This window comes from Belnapia sp., from assembly GCF_059504005.1.
Genome location: NZ_JCACHU010000118.1, coordinates 1 through 19,006 on the forward strand (window position 1 = coordinate 1; position 19,006 = coordinate 19,006).

The 19,006-nt window shown below is 68.4% G+C and carries 17 protein-coding genes and 1 pseudogene; 12 read left to right on the top strand and 6 right to left on the bottom strand.

Annotation, left to right across the window (positions count from 1 at the left end; all coding sequences use genetic code 11):
- Positions 1–89 precede the first annotated feature (89 nt).
- Genes AC5JJ1_RS15340 through AC5JJ1_RS15365 form a run of 6 tightly spaced genes read left to right on the top strand, consistent with a single transcriptional unit; the run spans position 90 to position 6,194 of the window.
- Positions 90–1,622 carry an amidase gene (locus AC5JJ1_RS15340; RefSeq protein ID WP_495785972.1) on the top strand — a complete coding sequence of 511 codons (1,533 nt, stop codon included), beginning with the start codon at positions 90–92 and terminating at the stop codon, positions 1,620–1,622.
- Positions 1,622–2,479 (top strand): branched-chain amino acid ABC transporter permease, encoded by an 858-nt coding sequence (locus tag AC5JJ1_RS15345; protein ID WP_495786061.1) that lies wholly within the window; start codon positions 1,622–1,624, stop codon positions 2,477–2,479. The genes AC5JJ1_RS15340 and AC5JJ1_RS15345 overlap by 1 nt, the downstream gene beginning before the upstream one ends.
- Before the next feature lie 18 nt (positions 2,480–2,497).
- A complete protein-coding gene (locus AC5JJ1_RS15350) occupies positions 2,498–3,718 on the top strand; it encodes a substrate-binding protein (protein ID WP_495785973.1) in 1,221 nt (406 codons plus the stop codon).
- A gap of 4 nt (positions 3,719–3,722) precedes the next feature.
- Positions 3,723–4,757: a branched-chain amino acid ABC transporter permease gene (locus AC5JJ1_RS15355; protein ID WP_495785974.1), complete on the top strand. Its 1,035-nt coding sequence runs from the start codon at positions 3,723–3,725 to the stop codon at positions 4,755–4,757.
- Entirely contained in the window at positions 4,757–5,491 is a 735-nt protein-coding gene (locus AC5JJ1_RS15360; RefSeq protein ID WP_495785975.1) for an ABC transporter ATP-binding protein, read from the top strand. Before AC5JJ1_RS15355 ends, AC5JJ1_RS15360 begins: the two co-directional genes overlap by 1 nt.
- On the top strand, positions 5,484–6,194 hold the full coding sequence (locus AC5JJ1_RS15365) for an ABC transporter ATP-binding protein (protein WP_495785976.1): 711 nt from the start codon (positions 5,484–5,486) through the stop codon (positions 6,192–6,194). Before AC5JJ1_RS15360 ends, AC5JJ1_RS15365 begins: the two co-directional genes overlap by 8 nt.
- A gap of 369 nt (positions 6,195–6,563) precedes the next feature.
- Here AC5JJ1_RS15365 and AC5JJ1_RS15370 read toward each other — a convergent pair whose 3' ends face one another.
- From AC5JJ1_RS15370 to AC5JJ1_RS15395, 6 genes and pseudogenes are all read right to left on the bottom strand, one after another.
- Positions 6,564–7,592 carry a sensor histidine kinase gene (locus AC5JJ1_RS15370; protein ID WP_495785977.1) on the bottom strand — a complete coding sequence of 343 codons (1,029 nt, stop codon included), beginning with the start codon at positions 7,590–7,592 and terminating at the stop codon, positions 6,564–6,566.
- A gap of 8 nt (positions 7,593–7,600) precedes the next feature.
- The gene (locus tag AC5JJ1_RS15375; protein WP_495785978.1) at positions 7,601–8,041 is read right to left on the bottom strand and encodes a response regulator; all 441 of its coding nucleotides are present in this window, start codon (positions 8,039–8,041) and stop codon (positions 7,601–7,603) included.
- Complete coding sequence (locus AC5JJ1_RS15380; protein WP_495785979.1) at positions 8,034–10,310, bottom strand: sensor histidine kinase; 2,277 nt, start codon at positions 10,308–10,310, stop codon at positions 8,034–8,036. Before AC5JJ1_RS15380 ends, AC5JJ1_RS15375 begins: the two co-directional genes overlap by 8 nt.
- A 122-nt stretch (positions 10,311–10,432) precedes the next feature.
- Entirely contained in the window at positions 10,433–12,766 is a 2,334-nt protein-coding gene (locus AC5JJ1_RS15385) for a hybrid sensor histidine kinase/response regulator (RefSeq protein ID WP_495785980.1), read from the bottom strand.
- 116 nt (positions 12,767–12,882) lie between these two features.
- Complete coding sequence (locus AC5JJ1_RS15390; protein ID WP_495785981.1) at positions 12,883–13,191, bottom strand: response regulator; 309 nt, start codon at positions 13,189–13,191, stop codon at positions 12,883–12,885.
- Between the two features lie 170 nt (positions 13,192–13,361).
- A pseudogene (locus AC5JJ1_RS15395) lies at positions 13,362–14,084 on the bottom strand (DUF4158 domain-containing protein).
- Here AC5JJ1_RS15395 and AC5JJ1_RS15400 point away from each other — a divergent pair.
- From AC5JJ1_RS15400 to AC5JJ1_RS15425, 6 genes are all read left to right on the top strand, one after another.
- Positions 14,021–14,557 carry a recombinase family protein gene (locus AC5JJ1_RS15400; RefSeq protein WP_495785982.1) on the top strand — a complete coding sequence of 179 codons (537 nt, stop codon included), beginning with the start codon at positions 14,021–14,023 and terminating at the stop codon, positions 14,555–14,557. The pseudogene AC5JJ1_RS15395 and the gene AC5JJ1_RS15400 overlap by 64 nt on opposite strands.
- A gap of 12 nt (positions 14,558–14,569) precedes the next feature.
- Positions 14,570–14,710, top strand: a complete 141-nt coding sequence (locus tag AC5JJ1_RS15405) for a metal-sensitive transcriptional regulator (protein WP_495785983.1) — start codon at positions 14,570–14,572, stop codon at positions 14,708–14,710.
- Between the two features lie 32 nt (positions 14,711–14,742).
- Positions 14,743–15,177, top strand: coding sequence for a hypothetical protein (locus AC5JJ1_RS15410; protein WP_495785984.1), 435 nt, complete (start codon positions 14,743–14,745; stop codon positions 15,175–15,177).
- Positions 15,178–15,194: 17 nt separating this feature from the next.
- Positions 15,195–15,494: a hypothetical protein gene (locus AC5JJ1_RS15415; RefSeq protein ID WP_495785985.1), complete on the top strand. Its 300-nt coding sequence runs from the start codon at positions 15,195–15,197 to the stop codon at positions 15,492–15,494.
- Between the two features lie 1,286 nt (positions 15,495–16,780).
- Positions 16,781–17,776, top strand: a complete 996-nt coding sequence (gene hpnA, locus AC5JJ1_RS15420; RefSeq protein WP_495785986.1) for a hopanoid-associated sugar epimerase — start codon at positions 16,781–16,783, stop codon at positions 17,774–17,776.
- Entirely contained in the window at positions 17,773–18,927 is a 1,155-nt protein-coding gene (locus AC5JJ1_RS15425) for a glycosyltransferase (protein WP_495785987.1), read from the top strand. Before hpnA ends, AC5JJ1_RS15425 begins: the two co-directional genes overlap by 4 nt.
- Positions 18,928–19,006 lie beyond the last annotated feature (79 nt).

Sequence of the window (19,006 nt, forward strand, 5' to 3'; positions counted from 1 at the left end):
CGGGTGACGCAGACGGTCGACGGCAACAAGGGCGTGCATATGCTGCTCGCCAAGCAGTATCTCTGACCACGGCAGGCGAGGCAGGGACGATGCCCCAGGATATCGACGTCACCGAGCTGACCATTGCGCAAGTGCAGGACGGGCTCACGCGCGGAGCCTTCACCGTTGAGGCGTTGACATCGGCCTTCCTCGCTCGCATCGCCCGCGACAACCCGCGGCTGAACGCCATTATTTTCCTCAACGAGGCGGCGATCGAGGATGCGCGGGCGATGGATGCTCGGCGTGCCGCCGGCGAGGCGCTGGGGCCACTGGCCGGCATTCCCGTGGTGGTGAAGGACACCATGGACATGGTGGGTTTCCCGAGCACGGGGGGCTGGTCGCTGCTGACCTCGAAGCATGGCGGCACCGACCTGATGCCAGGCACCGACTCCCCCGTCGTGGCCCGGATGCGGGCCGCGGGCGCCATCATCCTCGGCAAGACCAACGTGCCCATCCTCAGCGCCAGCGGCACGCATGCCAACAACAGCTGGGCCGGGCCGACGCTGAACGCGGCGGCGCCGGATCTCGTCCCCGGCGGCAGCTCCGCCGGCACCGCCACCGCCGTCGCCGCCTCCATGGCCGTTCTCGGCCTGGCGGAGGAGACCGGCGGCTCCATCCAGAACCCCGCCGCTGCGCAAGGGCTCGTCGGCATCAAGCCGAGCTTCGGCCTGGTGCCGAATGCCGGCGTCATGCCGCTCGCCAGCCAGCGCGACGTGGTAGGGCCGATCGCGCGCTGCGTGCGCGACGCGGCGCTCACGCTCGACGTGCTGGCGGGCTTCACCATGGAAGACCCGAAGACGGTAGCTGGCGTCGGCAACATCCCCGAAGGGGGCTATGCCTCCCTGCTTTCGGAGACGGCGCTCGCCGGCCGACGCCTCGGGCTCTACGGTCCGGGCTGGCGAAACCAGCCGCTCTCGGCCGAGACCAAGGCGCTCTATGCCCGGGCGCAGGACGAAATCCGTGCGCGTGGCGCGACGCTGGTCGCCGACCCATTCGCGGCCAGCGGCTTCGCCGATCTGCGCCAGCCCGTCTCGGAGGATTATCCCTTCGACGCGAGGGGGCTGGAATCGGCGCCCTACGACATGCACCAGTACTTGGGGCGCATGGGGCCCGAGGCCGCGATCCGAGGTTTCGCCGAATTCGCCAGGGCGACCGCGGCGGAGGATGCCTTCGCGGTGGGCGGCATGCTGCACTATCTGCACCGGCTGCCCGGCTTCGACGCGGCGCTGGCCGATCCACTCGTCCCGCCGCCCATGCCGGAATTCATCGCCGCCCGCGCCACCTATCGCCGCATCTTCGACGGTGTGATGGAGAGCCAGGGGCTGGATGCGCTGGTCTTCCCGCAGATGCGCGGGGCGCCGCCGCCGCTGCTTGGCGACGGGCTGATCCAGGAGACGACCGTGAGCGAGATCAACATCGCAGGCCTGCCGGGCGTCACGGTGCCGGCCGGCTTCCATGCCTCGGGCGCCCCCTTCTGCCTCATCTTCGTCGGCCGCATGTGGAGCGAGGCGCTGCTGCTGGCCCTCGCCCATGACTACGAGGCGGCGACCCGCCACCGGCGGGCCCCCGGGCTGGCAGCGTGATGGAGTTCGCCGCGAAATTCGGTTTCGACATGCTCGCCTTCACGTCGGTGATGGTGCTGATCGTGCTCGGCCTCGGCGTGATCGCCAGCATGATGGGCATCTTCAACTTCGCCCATGGTGAGCTCGTCCTGCTGGGCGCCTACACGGTCTATCTCAGCAGCGAGGCCGGGCTCGGCACCTGGCCTGGCCTTATCGCCGCCCCGGTGGTGGTGGGGCTGGTCGGCTTCGGGCTGGAGCGCACCATCATCCGACGCTTCTACCGGACGCCCATCATCGCCATGCTCGGCACCTATGCGATCGGCCTCATCATCCGGGAGATCGTGCGTGGCCTGCTGGGCGGCCACTACAAGTCGATCCCGGAGCCGGTAGGCGGCGCCTTCAGCCTCGGCGGCATCGAATTCTCGGTCTGGCGCAGCATCATCATCGCCACGACCCTCGTCGTCATCGGCGCGACCTACCTGCTGCTGGCCCACAGCTCGATCGGACTCAGGGTCCGCGGCGCGCTGGAGAACCCGATGTTGGCGCGCGCCTGCGGCATCTCCACCAGCCGCCTCTACGCGTTGACCTTCACCTTTGGCGCGGCGCTGGCGGGGCTGGCGGGCGCGCTCATCGTGCCGCTCTATCAGCTCTCGGCCGATATCGGCATCCGCTTCCTTGTGCAGGCCTTCCTTTCGGTCATGCTGGGAGGCGTGGGCAGCTTCGAGGGACCCGTGCTGGGGGCGGCGGCCGTCGGCGGGCTCGCCGCCTGGTTGCCCTGGGTGGTGACGCCGGTGCTCGCGGACCCGCTCGTCTTCCTCATCGCGCTCGCCATCGTCCGGGTGCGGCCGCAGGGCTTCATCGCGGTCGGGCGCCTGTAGCAACAAGGAGAAACGGCAATGACCATGAACAGGCGTCGCTTCCTTGGTGGGGCTAGCGCCCTCACCGCTGCCGGATGGCTCGGCTCGCTCACGGGCGGCTTCGTGCTGCGCCCGGGCTGGGCGCATGCCGCAGGCCCGATCAAGATGGGCATCGCCACCGACATCACCGGCCCCATCGCGCCCTCCGGCAACGCCAACTGGCAGGTCGCCCAGTTTGTGGTCGAAGAGATCAACAAGGCGGGCGGCATCCAGGGCCAGCCCATCGAGCTCCATCTGGAGGACACCGCCTCCGATCCGAAGATCGCGGTGGGCAATGTCCGCAAGTTGATTCAGGAGCGGCGGGTCAATGTCGTGCTCGGCGGCATCACCAGCGCGATGCGGCAGGCGATCAAGGACCCGATCGTGAACCGCGGACGCACGCTCTACATCTACCCGCAGCTCTATGAGGGGCAGGAATGCACCCGCTTCCTGTTCAACACCGGCCCGAGCCCAGCGCAGCAATGCGACCGGCTGATCCCCTACCTCGTCAAGACCCAGGGCAAGAAGCGCTTCGCCATGCCCTCGGCCAACTACGTCTGGCCACAACTGCTCAACAAGTATGCCCGCAAGGTGATCGAGGCTAATGGCGGTGAGGTGGTCTTCGAGGAGTACTACCCGCTCGACCAGGCGGAATATTCCGCCACCATCAGCAAGATCCGCGACGGGCGGGTGGACTGCGTCTTCAGCACCATCATCGCCCCAGGCCTGCAGCCCTTCATGAAGCAGCTCTACGAAAGTGGCTTCCAGAAGGCCGGCGGCGTGGTCAGCTGCGTCTACTACGACGAGAACCTGCTGAACTACCACCCGGCGCAGGAGATGGAGGGGCTGGTCTCCTGCCTCGACTACTTCCAGGCAGTGGACGACCCGTTCAGCAAGGCGCTGCAAGAGGCCTATGCGAAACGCTTCCCCGGCACGAAGTACCTGTTCACCGCCGGCTCCGCCTCGACGGGGATGTATCGCGGCATCAAACTCTACGAGGCGGCGGTGAAGGCGACTGGCGGCAAGCTAGGGCGCGAGGAGGTCGCGGCGGCGTTGGACAATGCGGTGCTGACGGAAGGGCCGGGTGGCGGCGCGCAGATGGTGCCCGGCAAGTTCCACGCGAAGATGAACATGTACATCGCCGTCTGCCGCAACGACGCCGGCCGGACACGTTACGAGGTGGTGGACCGGGCAGACATGGTCGATCCCCGGGAGTGCTGAGGCGATGACCGCGACCACCGAGGCGGCCCCGCCTGCCCCCGCCCGACGCGGCGCCTTCCGCATCCTGCCGGCGATCGAGCTGGCGGTGCTCGCCTTGCTGCTCGTGGTGCCGTTCTTCCTGGCCGACAGGCCGGAGCTGATCACGCTGCTCACCAACGTGGTCATCCTGTCGCTGCTGGCCCTCAGCTTCGATCTCTGCTGGGGCTTCTCCGGAATCATGTCCTTTGGCCAGGCGCTGTTCTTCGGCGTCGCCGGCTACGGGGTGGCGCTGGTTGGACGGGACCTGGAGTTCAGCCAGCTCTGGGCGACGCTGCCGCTGGCTATGCTGGCCGGCGGCGCCCTCGCGGCCCTCCTAGCGGCCTTCCTGCTGCTCGGCCGGAAGGCGCCGACCTCCATCTTCGTCGCCTTCGGCACCCTGACCGGCGCCTATGCGGCGGAGCGGCTGGTGGCGGGCTGGCAGTATGTCGGCGCCGGCAACGGCCTTTCGGCGATCAAGCTGATGGCCTTCGGCGAGTACGAGTTCGTTGAAGGCCTCGACTTCTACGCCGTTGCGCTGACGGCGTTGGTGCTGATCTACGCCGTCAGCCGGTACCTTGTGCAGTCGCAGCTCGGCCTAGTGCTGGCCGGCATCCGGCAAAACGAGGAGCGGCTGGCCTTCTTCGGCTACCGTGTGCAGGTGTTCAAGGCGCTGGTCTTCAGCCTCGCCGGCATGGTGGCGGGGCTTTCCGGCGCCCTCTACAGCTACCACCAAGGCTTCACCGGCCCGAGCAACCTGGGGCCCGGCCTCTCCACCACTGCGGTGATCTACTGCCTCTTCGGCGGCAACGGCACGCTCATCGGGCCGGTCATCGGAACTGTAGCGATCGAGGTACTGAGCTACGTGCTGGCTGATATCGATGCGATCCGGCAGTTCTGGCCAGTGCTGCTCGGCCTGATGCTGCTGCTGGTGGTGACCTTCCAGCCAACCGGCTTGCTCGGCCTCGCCGTCTCGGCGCGGGAGCGTATCGGCACCTATGGCGCGCGGAGGGCGGCACGCTGATGGCCTTGCTGCAGGTGTCGGGCGTCACCAAGACCTATGGTCCGCTGAAGGCGCTCGACGGCGTTGACCTAGAGATCGAGGCCGGCAGCTTCCACGGCCTCATCGGCCCGAACGGGTCGGGCAAGAGCACCCTGCTGAAGGCGATCGCCGGCGCCCACTTCCCGACCATGGGACGCATCCTGTTCGACGGCGGCGACATCACTGCCATGCCGCCCTACCAGCGCGCGCGCCGCGGGCTCAGCCTGAAATTTCAGATCACCTCAGTGCTGACCGAGCTGTCGGTCTACGACAACGTCCTGCTCGCGCTACAGGCGATGGAGGGCTACGGCGCGCTGTTCCGCAGCCGGTCGCGCGAGCGGCTTGATGGCGAGGTGATGGAGGCGCTGGAGCGGTTCCGCCTCGCTGACCGCACCGACGACCTCGCCGGGGAGCTGAGCCATGGCGAGCAGCAATGGCTGGAGATCGCCATGGCGCTGGCCCCGCGTCCGAAGCTGCTGCTGCTGGACGAGCCGACCGGCGGCATGAGCCCGGAGGAGCGCCGTGTCACCGGTGAGTTGCTGTCGCCGATCCGGCGCCATTGTGCGCTGGTGATCGTCGAGCATGACCTCGACTTCATCAAGAACATCTGCGACCGCCTCACCGTGCTCGACCAGGGCCGCGTCCTTGGGACCGGCAGCGTGGCCGAAATCGAGAGGGATGCACGCGTGCAGGAGATCTATACCCGCCGTGTCTGATCCCGCGACGTCCCCACTGCTGGAGGTATCGAACCTCGAAGCTGGCTATGGCCGGAGCCAGGTGCTGTTCGGCCTGTCCCTCAGCGTGCCGCCGACCGGCGCGGTGGCCATCCTCGGCCGCAACGGCGCGGGCAAGACCACGCTGCTGAAGACCCTGGCGGGGGAGATCCGGCCCGTCTCCGGCAGTATCCGCCTCGCCGGCGAGGACATGACCGCGGCGCCGGCGGAGCGCCGCGCGCGCCTCGGCATCGGCCATGTGCCGCAGGAGCATGCGATCTTTGCCCGGATGTCGGTGCGAGAGAACCTGATGCTCGGCGCCGGGCCGCGTGCCGACCGGCGGGCGATTGAGGAGGTATTGGAGTTTTTTCCCAAGCTTGGCGTCCGCCTCAGTCAAACGGCCGCGACCCTTTCCGGTGGCGAGCGTAAGATGTTAGCCATTGGCCGCGCCCTACTCGGTAAGCCTCGCGTGCTGATGCTTGATGAGCCGACCGAAGGAGTGTGGATTGGCGTCATCGACGAGATCGCCGAGCGCCTTGTCGATCTGTCGCGGCGCATGAGCGTGATCCTCGTCGAGCAGCATGTCGAACTCGCCCTGACGGTCGCACAGGCGGCTTATGTTATCGACCGAGGCACGGTAGCGCTAAGCGGCCCGGCTAATCGAGTTAAACGTGACCCCGCTTTGCTGCGGCTACTGGCGCCGTAACTATACAAGAGTATGAGCTATTCCTATTTGCACGAGTTCTTGCGCTTCGGATTACCTTGTTGCATCGGTCGCCCATCTGGATGGCACTGGGTAGGTTAGTCGGAGCGAGGGCCCTTTACCCTGCAGAGGCATCCCTTTTGCCCTTCGAAGCGGCTCAATCTTGCTGCGCATACGTTGCTCCAACAGATGTTGGATAAGGGTCGACATGGAAACTTGTGATGACCGATAGCCGTATCTCACGGTAACAAAAGAAACAATCATATCGAATAAATCGATGGACAACGCTTGAGCTTACGCAAATAATAGCAAAAAGAGGATCGGCTCTAAGGCATATCTCATGTAATAATGACGAGCGAGCCGCCAATGAGCTCAAGCATGCACGCCCTCCTTGCCCGCGAGCTGGATCGTAACCGCGACACCACTTCCGGGATAGGTACTTACCTCCAATTCGACACGTGCCTCTTTCGCCAGTGCATGAGCCAGCCGAGTACCCAGGCCACGCCTCACATCGCCCACGACGTAGCCAACACCGTCGTCGCGGATCCGCACCTCCTGGGTGAGATTTTTGGCCCGCAACTCCACCGATATTCGACCTTGCTGCCCTGCAGGCCAGGCGTGCTTGAAGGCGTTTAGCAGCAGCTCGTAGCAGAGCAGACCGAGGGGCATCGCGCGGGCGACGTCGAGTTCAAGTGGACCGTCGAGAGCCAGGGTGAGCGCTACGCTACCGTTGCCGTGCACTGCTGCGAGGCCCTCGGCCAGGTCGGCGAGTACCGCACGAAAGTCCACCTCGTCGAGCGTCTCGGTTTTATAGATGCGCGACTGTACGGTGCCGAGGGCTCGCATGCGGCCTGCAAGATCCTCGAGGTGGGCCGCCGCCTCCCCACCCACGTCTCGTGCCCTCAAGAGAAGCAGGCTCGTGACCGTCTGCAGGTTGTTCTTCACGCGGTGGTGGAGCTCGCGCACGATTACCCGCTCGCGTTCTAACGCTGCCGCTAGCTGCCGCTCCCGCTTGCCGAGGGCTGACCGGCTGTGTGCGCCCTCGACGGCAAGCCGCAGCGAGGCACGCAGGCGGGGCAGCTGGCGCGCCGACTTCACGACGTAGTCGTCAAGGCCAGCCTTCATGAGTTCGACCGCCGTCGTCTCGTCACCGGAGTTCGTGAACATAACGACCGGACAGCTCGGGTATAACTCGCGGGTACGGGCGAACACCTCCCGGCCCGAACCCCATTTCAGGTCGAGGTCGGTCACGACGAGGTCCGGCGGCGCTCCCGCGAGCGCGCTGAGGAGGTCGTCGCGGGTGGCGAGTTCCACCACCTCTACGTCAGGATAGAGGGCCTCCAGCTCCCGACGGACGATCTCGCGGTCGTCCGGATTGTCGTCGATGGCGAGGACTCGCATTGCGCGCCTCAGACCGGGGCGGACCGATTGAGCCTTATCCAGTAGGCGTCCAGGGTCGCCACCATTGCCAGGAGTGCATCGCGCCGGACCGGTTTGACGAGGTAGGAGTTTGCATGGAGCGCATAGGCACGCTCGATGTCGGCATCCTGATTCGAGGAAGTAAGGACGACGACGGGCGTGTGCTTTGCCGTAGCGTCCGCACGGATGGCCCGAAGCACCTCGAACCCCGAGCGTTTGGGCAGCTTCAGATCGAGGAGTACAAGGCCGGGTAACGGATGCCGATGCCGGTCGGAGTAGGCACCGGTACCCGCAAAGTAGGCGACCGCCGCGTCGCCGTCGCCAAGGATCACGAGGGGGTTGACGATGCCTGCCTTCTCAAAGGCGTAGGCAATCAGATCCGCATCGTCGGGGTTGTCCTCCACAAGGAGGACCGTCGACAGCTCATGCACGGTGCGTCGTATCCTCCGTTCTGGTCGGCTCAGCGGCCTCCAGTTCGATCCAAAATCGGGCGCCACGGCCCGCCTCGGACTCGACGCCAACAGTACCACCCATCCGGGCAACTCCGGCTGCGACAATTGCCAAGCCAATTCCGGTCCCCGGATAGGCCTCCTGGCCGTGCAATCGTTCGAACACCCCGAAAACACGCCCGTGATGCTCGGGGGCGATGCCGATTCCCTCGTCCTCGACGATCATCTGGACCCTGCTCCCACGATACTCGGCTCGGAGCCGAACGCGTGCCCGCTCATCCGGTTTTCGAAACTTCACCGCATTGGTTAGGAGGTTGCCAAGGACATGACGCAGCACGACCGGCTCGGCGAGTACGGTGGGCAGCCCTTCCTCGGCGGCGATGTCCGCGTCTGTCCCAGCCGCGGCGCGGGCGTCCTCGATTGCCGCTCGCACGATGAGACCCGGGTCCATGGCCTGGAGCCGCACCTCCGCACGCTGGAGACGGCTAAAGGTGAGTAGATCCTCGATCAGGCCATCCATCCGTTCGGCTGCACCGACAATCCGCTCGGCATACCGGGCGCCACGGGGCCCGAGCGCCTCGGCAAAGTCGTCGAGAAGGATGCGCGCAAAGCCTTCCATCCCGCGCAGCGGCGCCCGCAAGTCGTGGCTCACCGTGTAGGCGAAGGCCTCGAGTTGGGCGTTTGCAGCGGTAAGGTCGGCCGTTCGCGCCGCGACCTCGCGGACAAGGTGCTCCTCCGCGCGCTTCAGGTGGTCGATGTCGACGAGGGCCACCACCGCGCCGGTGATCGCACCGTCCGCGCTCCGGATGGGTCGGGCGCTGATGCGGGTCCAGCGCCGCTCCCCACCGCGACCGTAGAGGACTTCTATCTCCGGGGCCTCCTCGCCCGTTGCCGCCATGCGGGCAACCGGGTACTCGCTGGACGTCACGCGACGGCCGTCGGGGTGATAGCTTACCCACTCGCCGTAGGAGTCGACGTCGGCGGAGAGAAGGATGGGGTGACCCGTGATCTGCTCGACCGCGGCATTCCCACCGGTCAGGCGCCCCGACGGCAACTCCGCCGTTATGATCCCGACGGGTACCGCTTCGTAGACGGCCCGGAGCCTTGCTTCGCTCTCGGCGAGCTGCCTTTCGGCCTCGCGCTGCTCGGTCACGTCGATGATGACGATGTTCAGGCCGATCACCGCGCCCGAGCCGTCCCGCACCGGGAGGTAGTTGCCGAGGTAGTCCCGCGGTCGCGCCTCGCCGGGCCCCGGGGGTGTTCTGATGTCAACGCCGATGGCTGCCTCTCCCTGCGAGAGCACACGGTCGTAAAGGGACAGCACCGACGGCGCGATTCCTGGCACAACCTCCTCGACTGTTCGGCCAAGATGGGCCTCGACCGTCCGCCCGTTGATCGCGGCAAGGCGCTCGTTGAGGGCCACGAAGCGCCGCTCGCGGTCCACGAAGGCCAGGCCGACGGGAGCGACGTTGTACACGCCCTGCAACTGGGCGACTTGGTCAGCGAGCTCCACCCTCGTCTCCGCAAGTTGGCGCTGGGTCGCCGTACCCCGTTCCCGAAAGAGAAGAGCCGCTGTAAGGGCGGCAACCACCGCCAACAGACCTGCGGCGACGGCCACGGCAATCGCGCGGTGATCGGCCCGCTCCAGCGACTGCCGGCGCTCCGCCAACCGCCGCTGCTCCTCGTCGACAAGGGCCATGACCTGCTCGCGCAATGCATCCATCAGCGCCAGGCCCTCGCCGTCCCGCACGACGCGAAGAGCTCCCGCTACATCGCCCTCAGCGGCCAGCCGGACAGTGCGGTCAAGTTCTGCGCGCTTCGTCGCAACGAGTCCCGCAATCGTCTGCAACCGCGGCTCCTGCGCATCTCGTTCCCCGAGGAGCTGCCGAAGCGACGCGAGGTGATCGGCGGCAGTGCGCTCGGCCATTCGGTAGGGCGAGAGATAGCGCTCCTCGCCCGTTAGGAGGTACCCGCGCTGTCCCGTCTCGGCATCCTTCAGCGCCGAAAGCAGCGCCTCAGCTTGGCCGATTGTTGCATAGGCTTCCTGAACGAGCGTCGCCGACCGCCCCACCCCCTTTTGGGCAATGATCGTGCCCCCGGCCACCATCCCGAGAAGCAGGAGCGTCCCGAACAAGCTCAACGAGAGGCCGCGACCACCTATCCAAGCCTTCATCCGTCGCACTTCCTTGATCCGGTGGCAGCTCGGAATTGAAAAGACTGACTTGCCCGTTAGGAAGGGTCCGCCGGTCATGTGGTTCGATGGCCGATGGGGGCTAACGCTGAACCTGGACCACCAAAGCCAAGCACCTCAAGCGCCGGAAGATCTTGCGCCTTGGATGGACCAGTTCCGATGGGCAGGACCAGCGTGTGCGGTTACTTTGCCAACGTGAGGGCTACAAGCCGGTCGGCGAGGTCCGAGCCCAGCACCGGTTTGCGCAGCATGGAGAAGTTCTGCGTCATCGCTCCCTCGAGCGCGAGCGGCGTGCCGTCCTCTGCATTGCCGGTCAGCAGGACCGCGGGGATCGAGAGGCCGCGGGTCCGGACGATGCGGATGAGCTCGACCCCGTTCATGCCCGGCATGTTGAGGTCCGTCACCAGGGCATCCACCTTGCCCGCCCGGTCCAGGATGGCGAGCGCCGCCTCGGCATCGGAGGCGGCCAGCACCTCGTAGCCCTCGTCCGTGAGCTGGGCGGCCACCACCTCCCGCACGATGTCCTCGTCCTCGACCAGCAGCACGCGCGGCCTGGTGACAGGGCGGGCGTGGCCGGGAGCGGTGGCAAGAGGCGCTTCAGCGGATGCCTGCTGCTCCATGGCGGGAAGCCAGAGATGGACGGTGGTGCCGAAGCCCAGCCTGCTCTCGATCGCCAGGGCACCGCCGGACTGCTCGGCGAAGCCGCGCGCCATCGCCAGGCCGAGCCCGGTGCCCGCGCCCCGCGCCTTGGTCGTGAAGAAGGGTTCGCTGGCACGGGCGAGGGTCGCGGCATCCATGCCGGTCCCGGTATCCGCGACGGCCAGGCGCAGGTACCTGCCCGGCCTGAGCCCAGCGGGTGCCGTGGCCTTGCCGGTCACCCCCTCCGCGCTGGCGGAGAAGGTCAGGCTTCCGCCGTCCCGCATGGCGTCTCGCGCGTTGGTCGCCAGGTTGACCAGCACCGTCTCGAGCTGGCCCTTGTCCGCGAACAGGTGCGGGAGCTGCGGCGGCAGGGCAACCTGGACGGCGATATGCGAGCCCAGCGTGTGCGACAAGATCTCCTGCAGCCCGGCGAGGAGGTCCGGCAGGTTCACGAACTCGGCCCGGAGGTCGCCTTGCTGCGCGAAGGCCAGCAACCGGCGCGTGACCGAGGTGCCGCGCGCGGAGGCGGTCAGGATGAGCTGGGCGAAGCGGCGCACGGCGTCGGGGTCGTTGGCACGCTTCTCGATCGTGGCCGCGCAGCCCCTCGTGGCCTGGAGCACGTTGTTGAAGTCGTGCGCGATGCCCCCGGCGAGCTGGCCGAGGGCCTGGATCCGCTGCGCATGCACGGCCTTCGCCTGCGCCTCCTCCCGCGCCAGGACCTCGGCCTCGACCCGGGCCTCGAGCTCCTCGTTCAGGCGCCGGAGGTCGGCCTGCGCCCGGTCCCGCTGGGCCACCGAGGCTTGCAGCTTGGCCGAGGCTTCGATGAGCGCCGCGCCGACCTGGTCGACCTCGCGGACCGAGGACGAGATCGGCGGAAGCGCCGGGCTGCGGCCCACCTGGGCGGCTAGGCGGCTCAGGACCCCGACGGAGCGGGCAAGGCGCCGGCCGTAGAGCAGGGCGGCGGCGATGGACAGGCCAATGGCCAGAACGCCCACCCCGCCGAGATACAGCATGGACTGGCGGAGCGGTGGGCCAAGAACCGCTTCCGGCACGCCGATGGCGACGCGCCAATCCCATTCCGGTAGGCGCACGTACGCCCCCCAGACCGGCACGCCGGCGACGTTCACGCTGCGGACGCTGCCCTCCGCCCCCTCGGTGTTCGCCCGTAGGGCCGCGTTGGCGAGCTGGCCCACGAAGCGGTCATGCTCCTCCGACCGAGCGACGATCCTGTCCTGCCGGTCGAGGATGGAGACCACCCATCCCGGCGGCATCCGGTGTCCCGAGAGCAGCGAGGCCAGATGCTGCGCCCGCACCGCCACGTTGAGAGCGAAAGCGACCTCGCCGTTGAGGAACACCGGAGCATTGAGCAGGACGTAGGGCTGCCGATCGGTCGTGCCGACGTAGAGGTCCGAGGCGCAAACCTCCTGGGTGCGGAAGACGCATTCGTCTGCCGCCAGAACAGCCGGAGCCGTGGTTACGGGCAGGGGGGTCCCGAACGGGAACAGGGTGTTGACGATCTGCTGACCGGACCGGTCCCGCATAACGATGGCCCCGCCGGGAGGCGCCACCTGCCTGGCTTGCTGATGAAACCGACGTAGGTCGCCGTCCTCGATGGCGGGCGAGGTCGCTAGAACCTTGAGCACGCCGCTGACGCTCGAGAGCTCGCGCCCCAGTTCGAAGGCCAGGTTCCGCGCCACCATCTTCGTCTGCTGCTGGTAGTCGCTGCTTTCCCGCTGGACCGACATCCAGGCCGCGAAGCCGGACAGGCCCCAGAGCGGGATGACAATGCAGACGGCGAAGATGGCAAGATGGGCCCAGATCGGCAGGGCGAGAGAGGATGAACGAAACCTGGGTCCGGTCGTATTGAAACCGTTCACGTCTACTCTTTCCGCTAACCGCAACGTACCGTCTTGTTACCAAACAGGACTTTGCTCTCGCAATCAGACTGTCGGACCCAGAAGGTCACAGTTTCATCACGAGTTGGCAGACACTTTCAACGACGGAGATAGGTTGCGCCGGGGAGCATTGGGTCAGCGATCTCGGCAGGTTTGACCGACCCGTCAAGGCGGCCGAGGTCGCACGCCCGCAGCACGAAGACGCCCGGCAGCTCGAACAGGAGCAACCAGCACAGGTCGAGCATCCTCCGCAGGTTCCGCAGCCCGTCCTGCGCGACCGGCTTCGCCGCGTAACCGTTGGCGCTCAGGCGATAAGCGGCTTTGCCATCCGAGCGCCGCCTCGACGGGGTCGGCACCACGACGGGCGTGCTGCACAGCGCCGCATGGCCCTTGGGCCAGGCCAGCACCTCGAGCTGCTGCGCCGAGACAGATAGATGTCGAGAAAGACCAGCGAGGGAAGGACATGCTGCCGGCGGCAAACTGCCCCAAGCTTGCAGACTGGCACGCAAGACTGCGCGCTTACCGAAGCGCCGCCGGGCGTCGCGGCCGCGGTCGGCGACGCGACCCTGCCTGAACGTTAATGGCGGCGGGCAGCGTTGCGTGCCCGGGTGTGCCCGGCGATGCCGGCGTGCTCAATCACCGCCGCGGCCGGCAGGATGACGGACTCCCTGCGCAGCGCCTCCACGACGGCAGCCGCGATCGGTGCGCCTGCGTCCGTGCCGCTGGCAGACTCCGCGGCGGCCTCGACCATGAGCGGCAGGTTGGCCCCCGTCGCGGGCCGTAGGCCGAGGGCGGCAGCGAGCTCACACGTGTGGTCGGTCATGGTTTAGGGGCGGCGCGCGTAGTGGGCGAAGGCCTCCCACTGGATCTCCAACCGCCGTGCCGTCCAGGCTAGCAAGCTCTCGACTGACTGGCCAAGGTTGGCGAGCGTCGTGCCCAGCTGGAGCAGCAGCGCGAGCTGCACGGCGTAGCCGAGCCGGCTGGAGTCGCCCCGGCGCGCGACAGGGTGAAGCGCCGGGCCAGGCCGTCCCGATTTGCGGGGATGCCGAACAGCGCCCGGCGCTCCTCGCCGGTCAGCAATTCTCGTCGCGCCAAGGCCCGTTCTCGTCCCCGTCCGGAAACGCCCATGATGATCGTGGACAGGTCGGATTTGGGAGACGTAGCCAGTGAACGCGTTCGGCCGGTGTCGCGCGGCGGCGCGCGGGCCGTCCAGGAACCGGACGGTTCGGGGACGCCATGGGCGATGTCCCGGGCTACGCGCGGATCTCCAGCGGCGATCAGGATGCCGCCGCGCAGGAATTGCGGCTGCACGGGACCGGCGCCATCCGGGTGTCCATCGACGTCCGCTCCGGCCGCTTCATGGGCCGCCCCGGTCCTGTTGCGCTCCTCGACTACGCACGGCGCGGCAATACGCTGGCCGTGGTGCGGCTGGACTGGCTCGCCCGGTCTCTCGCCGAGCCGCTGGTCACTGTCGCCATGCCGAAGGAGCGCGGCGTCGCGCTTCTCAGCCTGGGGGAGAAGATCGGCATCTCGTCGGAGGGCGGCGAGCTGGTGTTCCACGTGTTCGGCGCCATCGCGCGCTTTGAGCGCCAACTGATCGCCGAGCGCACCCGCGACGGCATCGCCGCGGCTCGGGCCAAGGGCAAGCATCCGGGCCGGCAGCCGTTGGGCCGCGAAAGGGCGGAGGCGGCGTTGAAGCTCGCCGCCGCCGGCCATCTCCAGGGCGTCGTCGAGATGATCGACGCTGGCCGACCCTGCCTCGACATGGCTTAGCAGCTCCACGCGGTGGAGGCGGCGATTGCGAACGTCAAGCGCACGCTTATCTACGACCACCTGGACCGCTGCCTCGATTGCGTCGTCGGCGCCGTCCCGCCCGCCGAGCGCGGGCTGATCGATGAGTTCCAGGCGATCACAAAGTACCTCTGACCTACACCACCGCCGGGACTCCCGCCTACGCCATGCTCGAGGTGCCGAAGCCCTACGTCCTTCTCGTTGCCCTCTACCTCGGCTTCGCCCTCACCGCCGGATCAGTGGTGCACCTCCCGCTCGACCCGCCGCGCTGCCTGCTAATCGACGGCGTCGGCGTGCTGATCTTCATCATCGCCTCCGTCGCCGACGCGCGCCGCAGCCATGCGGCGGGGCTGGAAGGGCCCGGCGTCGGGCTCGGTCGCTACCTCGGCTGGAGCGTGCTGCTCTCCCTCGGCCTCGGCATTCTGAGCGGCGGTAGCCAGCACTTCCCGCACTACGCCGCCGCGCTGCTGTCGCTCGGCGTGCTGCTGTCGCTCCTCGACTGGCTGGCACGGGAGCGCACGGCGCTGCGCGCTGGCGGCTGCGGGCGGCGCGCTCGCCCTCGCGCTGCTGATCCTCCTCGGGCTCGACCACATCGCCCATGATACCAAGGGGGAGGGACATGCGCACGGACCACGCTGCCCGCCGTGCTCTCGCCGCTGCCGACCGAACCGACCGGCACCTCTTCGCAGCGCAGATGCTGTCGCTGCTCGGCACGGGGTTGGCGACGGTCGCGCTCGGGCTGCTGGCCTACGAGATCGCCGGCGCCGACGCAGGCGCGGTGCTCGGCACAGCGCTGGCGATCAAGATAGTCGCCTATGTCGGCCTCGTGCCGCATCACGACCCGCTACGACTGATGCGCCACCACCTTCTTCGGCGCATCACGCTGGCCGCCATCGTCATATTCTGGCTCGAACACTGAGTCCTGAGCCTGGCACTTCAATGCCAAGTGTGGCGGCACCGTTTCGCTGATTTGTAGTTAGAAGGTCGAGGTTAAAGCCCCTCATCCGGCACCAACGTTCCGGAGTGCGGCCTTATTGGACGCAGCGGTTGGCGCTGGCTTTACCTCCTTCGCCAGAAAACCTGACCTGGGCAACCCTCGGCCGGGTTCCAAGGAGGCCCCGTGCCGGTCGGGCCGCACCGCCACCGCACAGTACCGAAACGTTAAATCTTGTTGAGGCGCACCGGAATGATGTGCAGGGTGCCGGTGTGGCGGTGAACGGCACCGGCACATTGGCGAGGAGTTCCCATGACCATCACTCGCTTGTTGTCGTTGGGCGGATTGCTTCTGGCGGCTGCCGCTTGCAGCAATCCTGCTCCCAGAAGTTCCGCCGATCCTGGCGTCGTCCAGAACCAGAACCCGCGGAGCCTCAACGCGCCCTACTACACCGGGGGCGATCCCGACTTTCAGCGTGGTGGCCGGGCTGGCAGAAGCTCCGGCGGCGGTCCCTGAAGGACCGCGGGCGATCGTCGATAGGCCCGCTGCCATGGCCCGCGCCAACCAGATGGGCCATCCCGCCTTCGGCGAGGCGCGGTATCCCTCGCATGCCCTGTAGGCGGGCCTTCATTTAGCCATCGAGAGCAGCAGCCGCGCCTGACATTCGCCAAGCCGGACTGAACGTCTCTGTACTCGGCTGCTGCTCAAGCCTGTGCTCGGCGCCTGCCTCGGCGCGGCACCCTTCGCCGCCGCTGCGGGCGCCATGGCCGTCTTGAGCCCGGCGCCCTGTCCTGCCGGTAGGCTCGCACGCTTGCGGCATCGCCCGTGCCGTATCGCTAGCGCGCGGCCTGGCTTGCTCCGCGCTGGCGCGATGCCGGCCAAGGGTTGGCGTTGCAGCGCTTCCGCAAGGCCCATGGGGCGACGCGGCGTCGCAGCCGCCGACCGACCGTCGGGGAGACCGAATCAGGGAACCACGCGCCACGGTCCGATGCACGGCCAAGGCGCCTGGCCGGCTTCGGGCGGGGATTTCTGGCTGCGCGCCAAGCCCGACCGGCCTGCTGATCGGCGGATGACGGCGAGCGCCATCCGCCCCCTGCTTCGGACGGGCCGGGGTGCTGGCCGTGCCGCCCCGGATGACCTATCCATGCGCCTCGCGCCGCAGCACGGAACGGATTCACATTGCCGACACAGATGGTCCAGGGGGCCGCGATCGCAGCGGCCTTGCCGGTGGGGTTGCCTGCCCCTCCACCCGGCCGGAGCCGCCGTCAGCCATGACCGGGACCGTGATGCTGACCGGGGCAACGGGCTTCCTCGGCTCGGCCATCGCCCTTGCGCTGCACCGCGCCGGGCACGGGGTCCGCGCCCTGGTCCGGCCGGAGACGCCGCGTGCAGTGCTCGACGGGCTGCCGGTGGCGTTCATCACGGGCGACCTCACCGACCCGGCCTCCATCGCCGAGGCCATGCGCGGCTGCGATGCCGCCATCCATTGCGCCGCCGACTACCGCATCTTCGTCCCCGACCCCGAGCGGATGTGGGCGGTCAACGTCGCCGGCACCGAGGCGGTGATGCGCGCGGCCCTGGCCGAGGGTTGCCGCCGCGTCGTCCATGTCTCTTCCGTCGCCACGCTGAAGCCCCGCCGCGACGGCAAGCCGGCGACCGAGGCGGACGCCGCCACCCCGTCCCAGGCCATCGGCCCCTACAAGCGCAGCAAGACCGAGGCGGAGCGCCTGGTCGAGCGGCTGGTGGCCGTGTCCGGCCTGCCCGCCGTCATCGTCAACCCTTCCACCCCGATCGGCCCCCGCGACCGCCGGCCGACGCCGACCGGCCGCATCATCCTCGAGGCGGCGCGCGGGCGGATGCCGGCCTATGTCTCGACCGGCCTCAACCTCGTCCATGTCGACGACGTGGCCGCCGGCTGCGTCGCGGCGCTGACCCGGGGCGAGGTCGGGGAACGGCACATCCTGGGCGGGCAGGACGTCTCGCTCGGCGAGCTGCTGACCCGCATCTCGGCGATCTTCGGCCGCCGCCGCCCGGTGCGCCTGCCGCGGGCGCCGCTCTGGCCCGCCGCCATCGCCTCGGAAGGCCTGGCCCGGCTGACCGGGCAGGAGCCGATGCTGACCCTCGACGGCCTCCGCATGGCCGCCCGGCCGATGTATTTCAGCGCCGCCAAGGCGGAGCAGGTGCTCGGCCACCGCGCCCGCCCCTGGCAGGAGGCGGTGGCCGAGGCCATCGCCTGGTTCCGCGAACAGGGGATGCTCAGGCGGTGATCTGGCTGGCGCTCGCGGCTTGCCTCGCCTGGGCGGTGCTGCTGCTCGGCCGCGGCTTCTTCTGGCTGGCGCGGGACGACGACGGCGACGCCGCCCGCCTGCCTAACCCGCCGCGCTGGCCCGGCGTCACCGCCGTCATCCCGGCGCGGGACGAGGCGGACAGCATCGGCGAGACGGTGCGCGGCCTGCTGGCGCAGGACTATCCCGACCCCTTTCGCCTGGTCGTGGTCGATGACCGCAGCACCGACGGCACTGGCGATGTCGCCCGCGCCGCCGCCGCGGGCGACCCGCGGCTCACCGTGATCCAGGGCCGCGCCCGCCCGCCCGGCTGGACCGGCAAGCTCTGGGCGCTGGAGCAGGGCCTCGCCGAGGCGCTGCGCGAGCCGCCCGAGCGCCTGCTCTTCACCGATGCCGACATCCGCCACGCGCCGGACAGCCTCCGCCGCCTGGTGCAGCGGGCGGAGGCCGGCGGCCTCGTCCTGGTCTCGCTGATGGCCCGGCTGCGCTGCTCCAGCGCCGCCGAGCGCTGGCTGATCCCGGCCTTCATCTTCTTCTTCCAGATGCTCTACCCCTTCCGCTGGTCAAACGACCCGCGGGCGCGGACGGCGGCCGCGGCGGGCGGCTGCGTGCTGCTCGACCGCGCCGCCTTCGAGCGGGCGGGCGGCCTCGCCCCCATGCGCGGCGCCATCATCGACGACTGCGCCCTGGCGCGGCGGATGAAGCGCGCCGGCCCGATCTGGACGGGCCTCACCGAGCGGGTGGAAAGCCTTCGCCCCTATGAGGGGGCAGGCGCCATCCGCCGCATGGTGGCGCGCACGGCCTATGCCCAGCTCGGGTACAATGTCTCGGCGCTCATCGGGATGATCGCGGCGCTCGCCCTCGTCTTCCTTGCCCCGCCGCTGCTCGCGGTCCTGGCAGGCGGCGCGGCGCGCTGGCTCGGCCTCGCCGCCTGGGCGGCCATGGCCCTTGCCTTCGCGCCCACCCTCCGGCGCTTCGGCCTCTCCCCGCTGCGCGGCCTTGCCCTGCCTGTGGTCGCCGCAGCCTACATGGCCTTCACCCTCGATTCGGCCCTCGCCGAATGGCGCGGCCGGGGAGGCATGTGGAAGGGCGAGGCTGGTCCGCGCGCGGATCGAGCCACAGGGTCGGATTAATCCGTACTCATCTGGCGAAGTTCCTCTTCGCAAGCGCGGTAAAGGGCCGTATTCGCATAGTTTGATCGGCTGGCGTCAC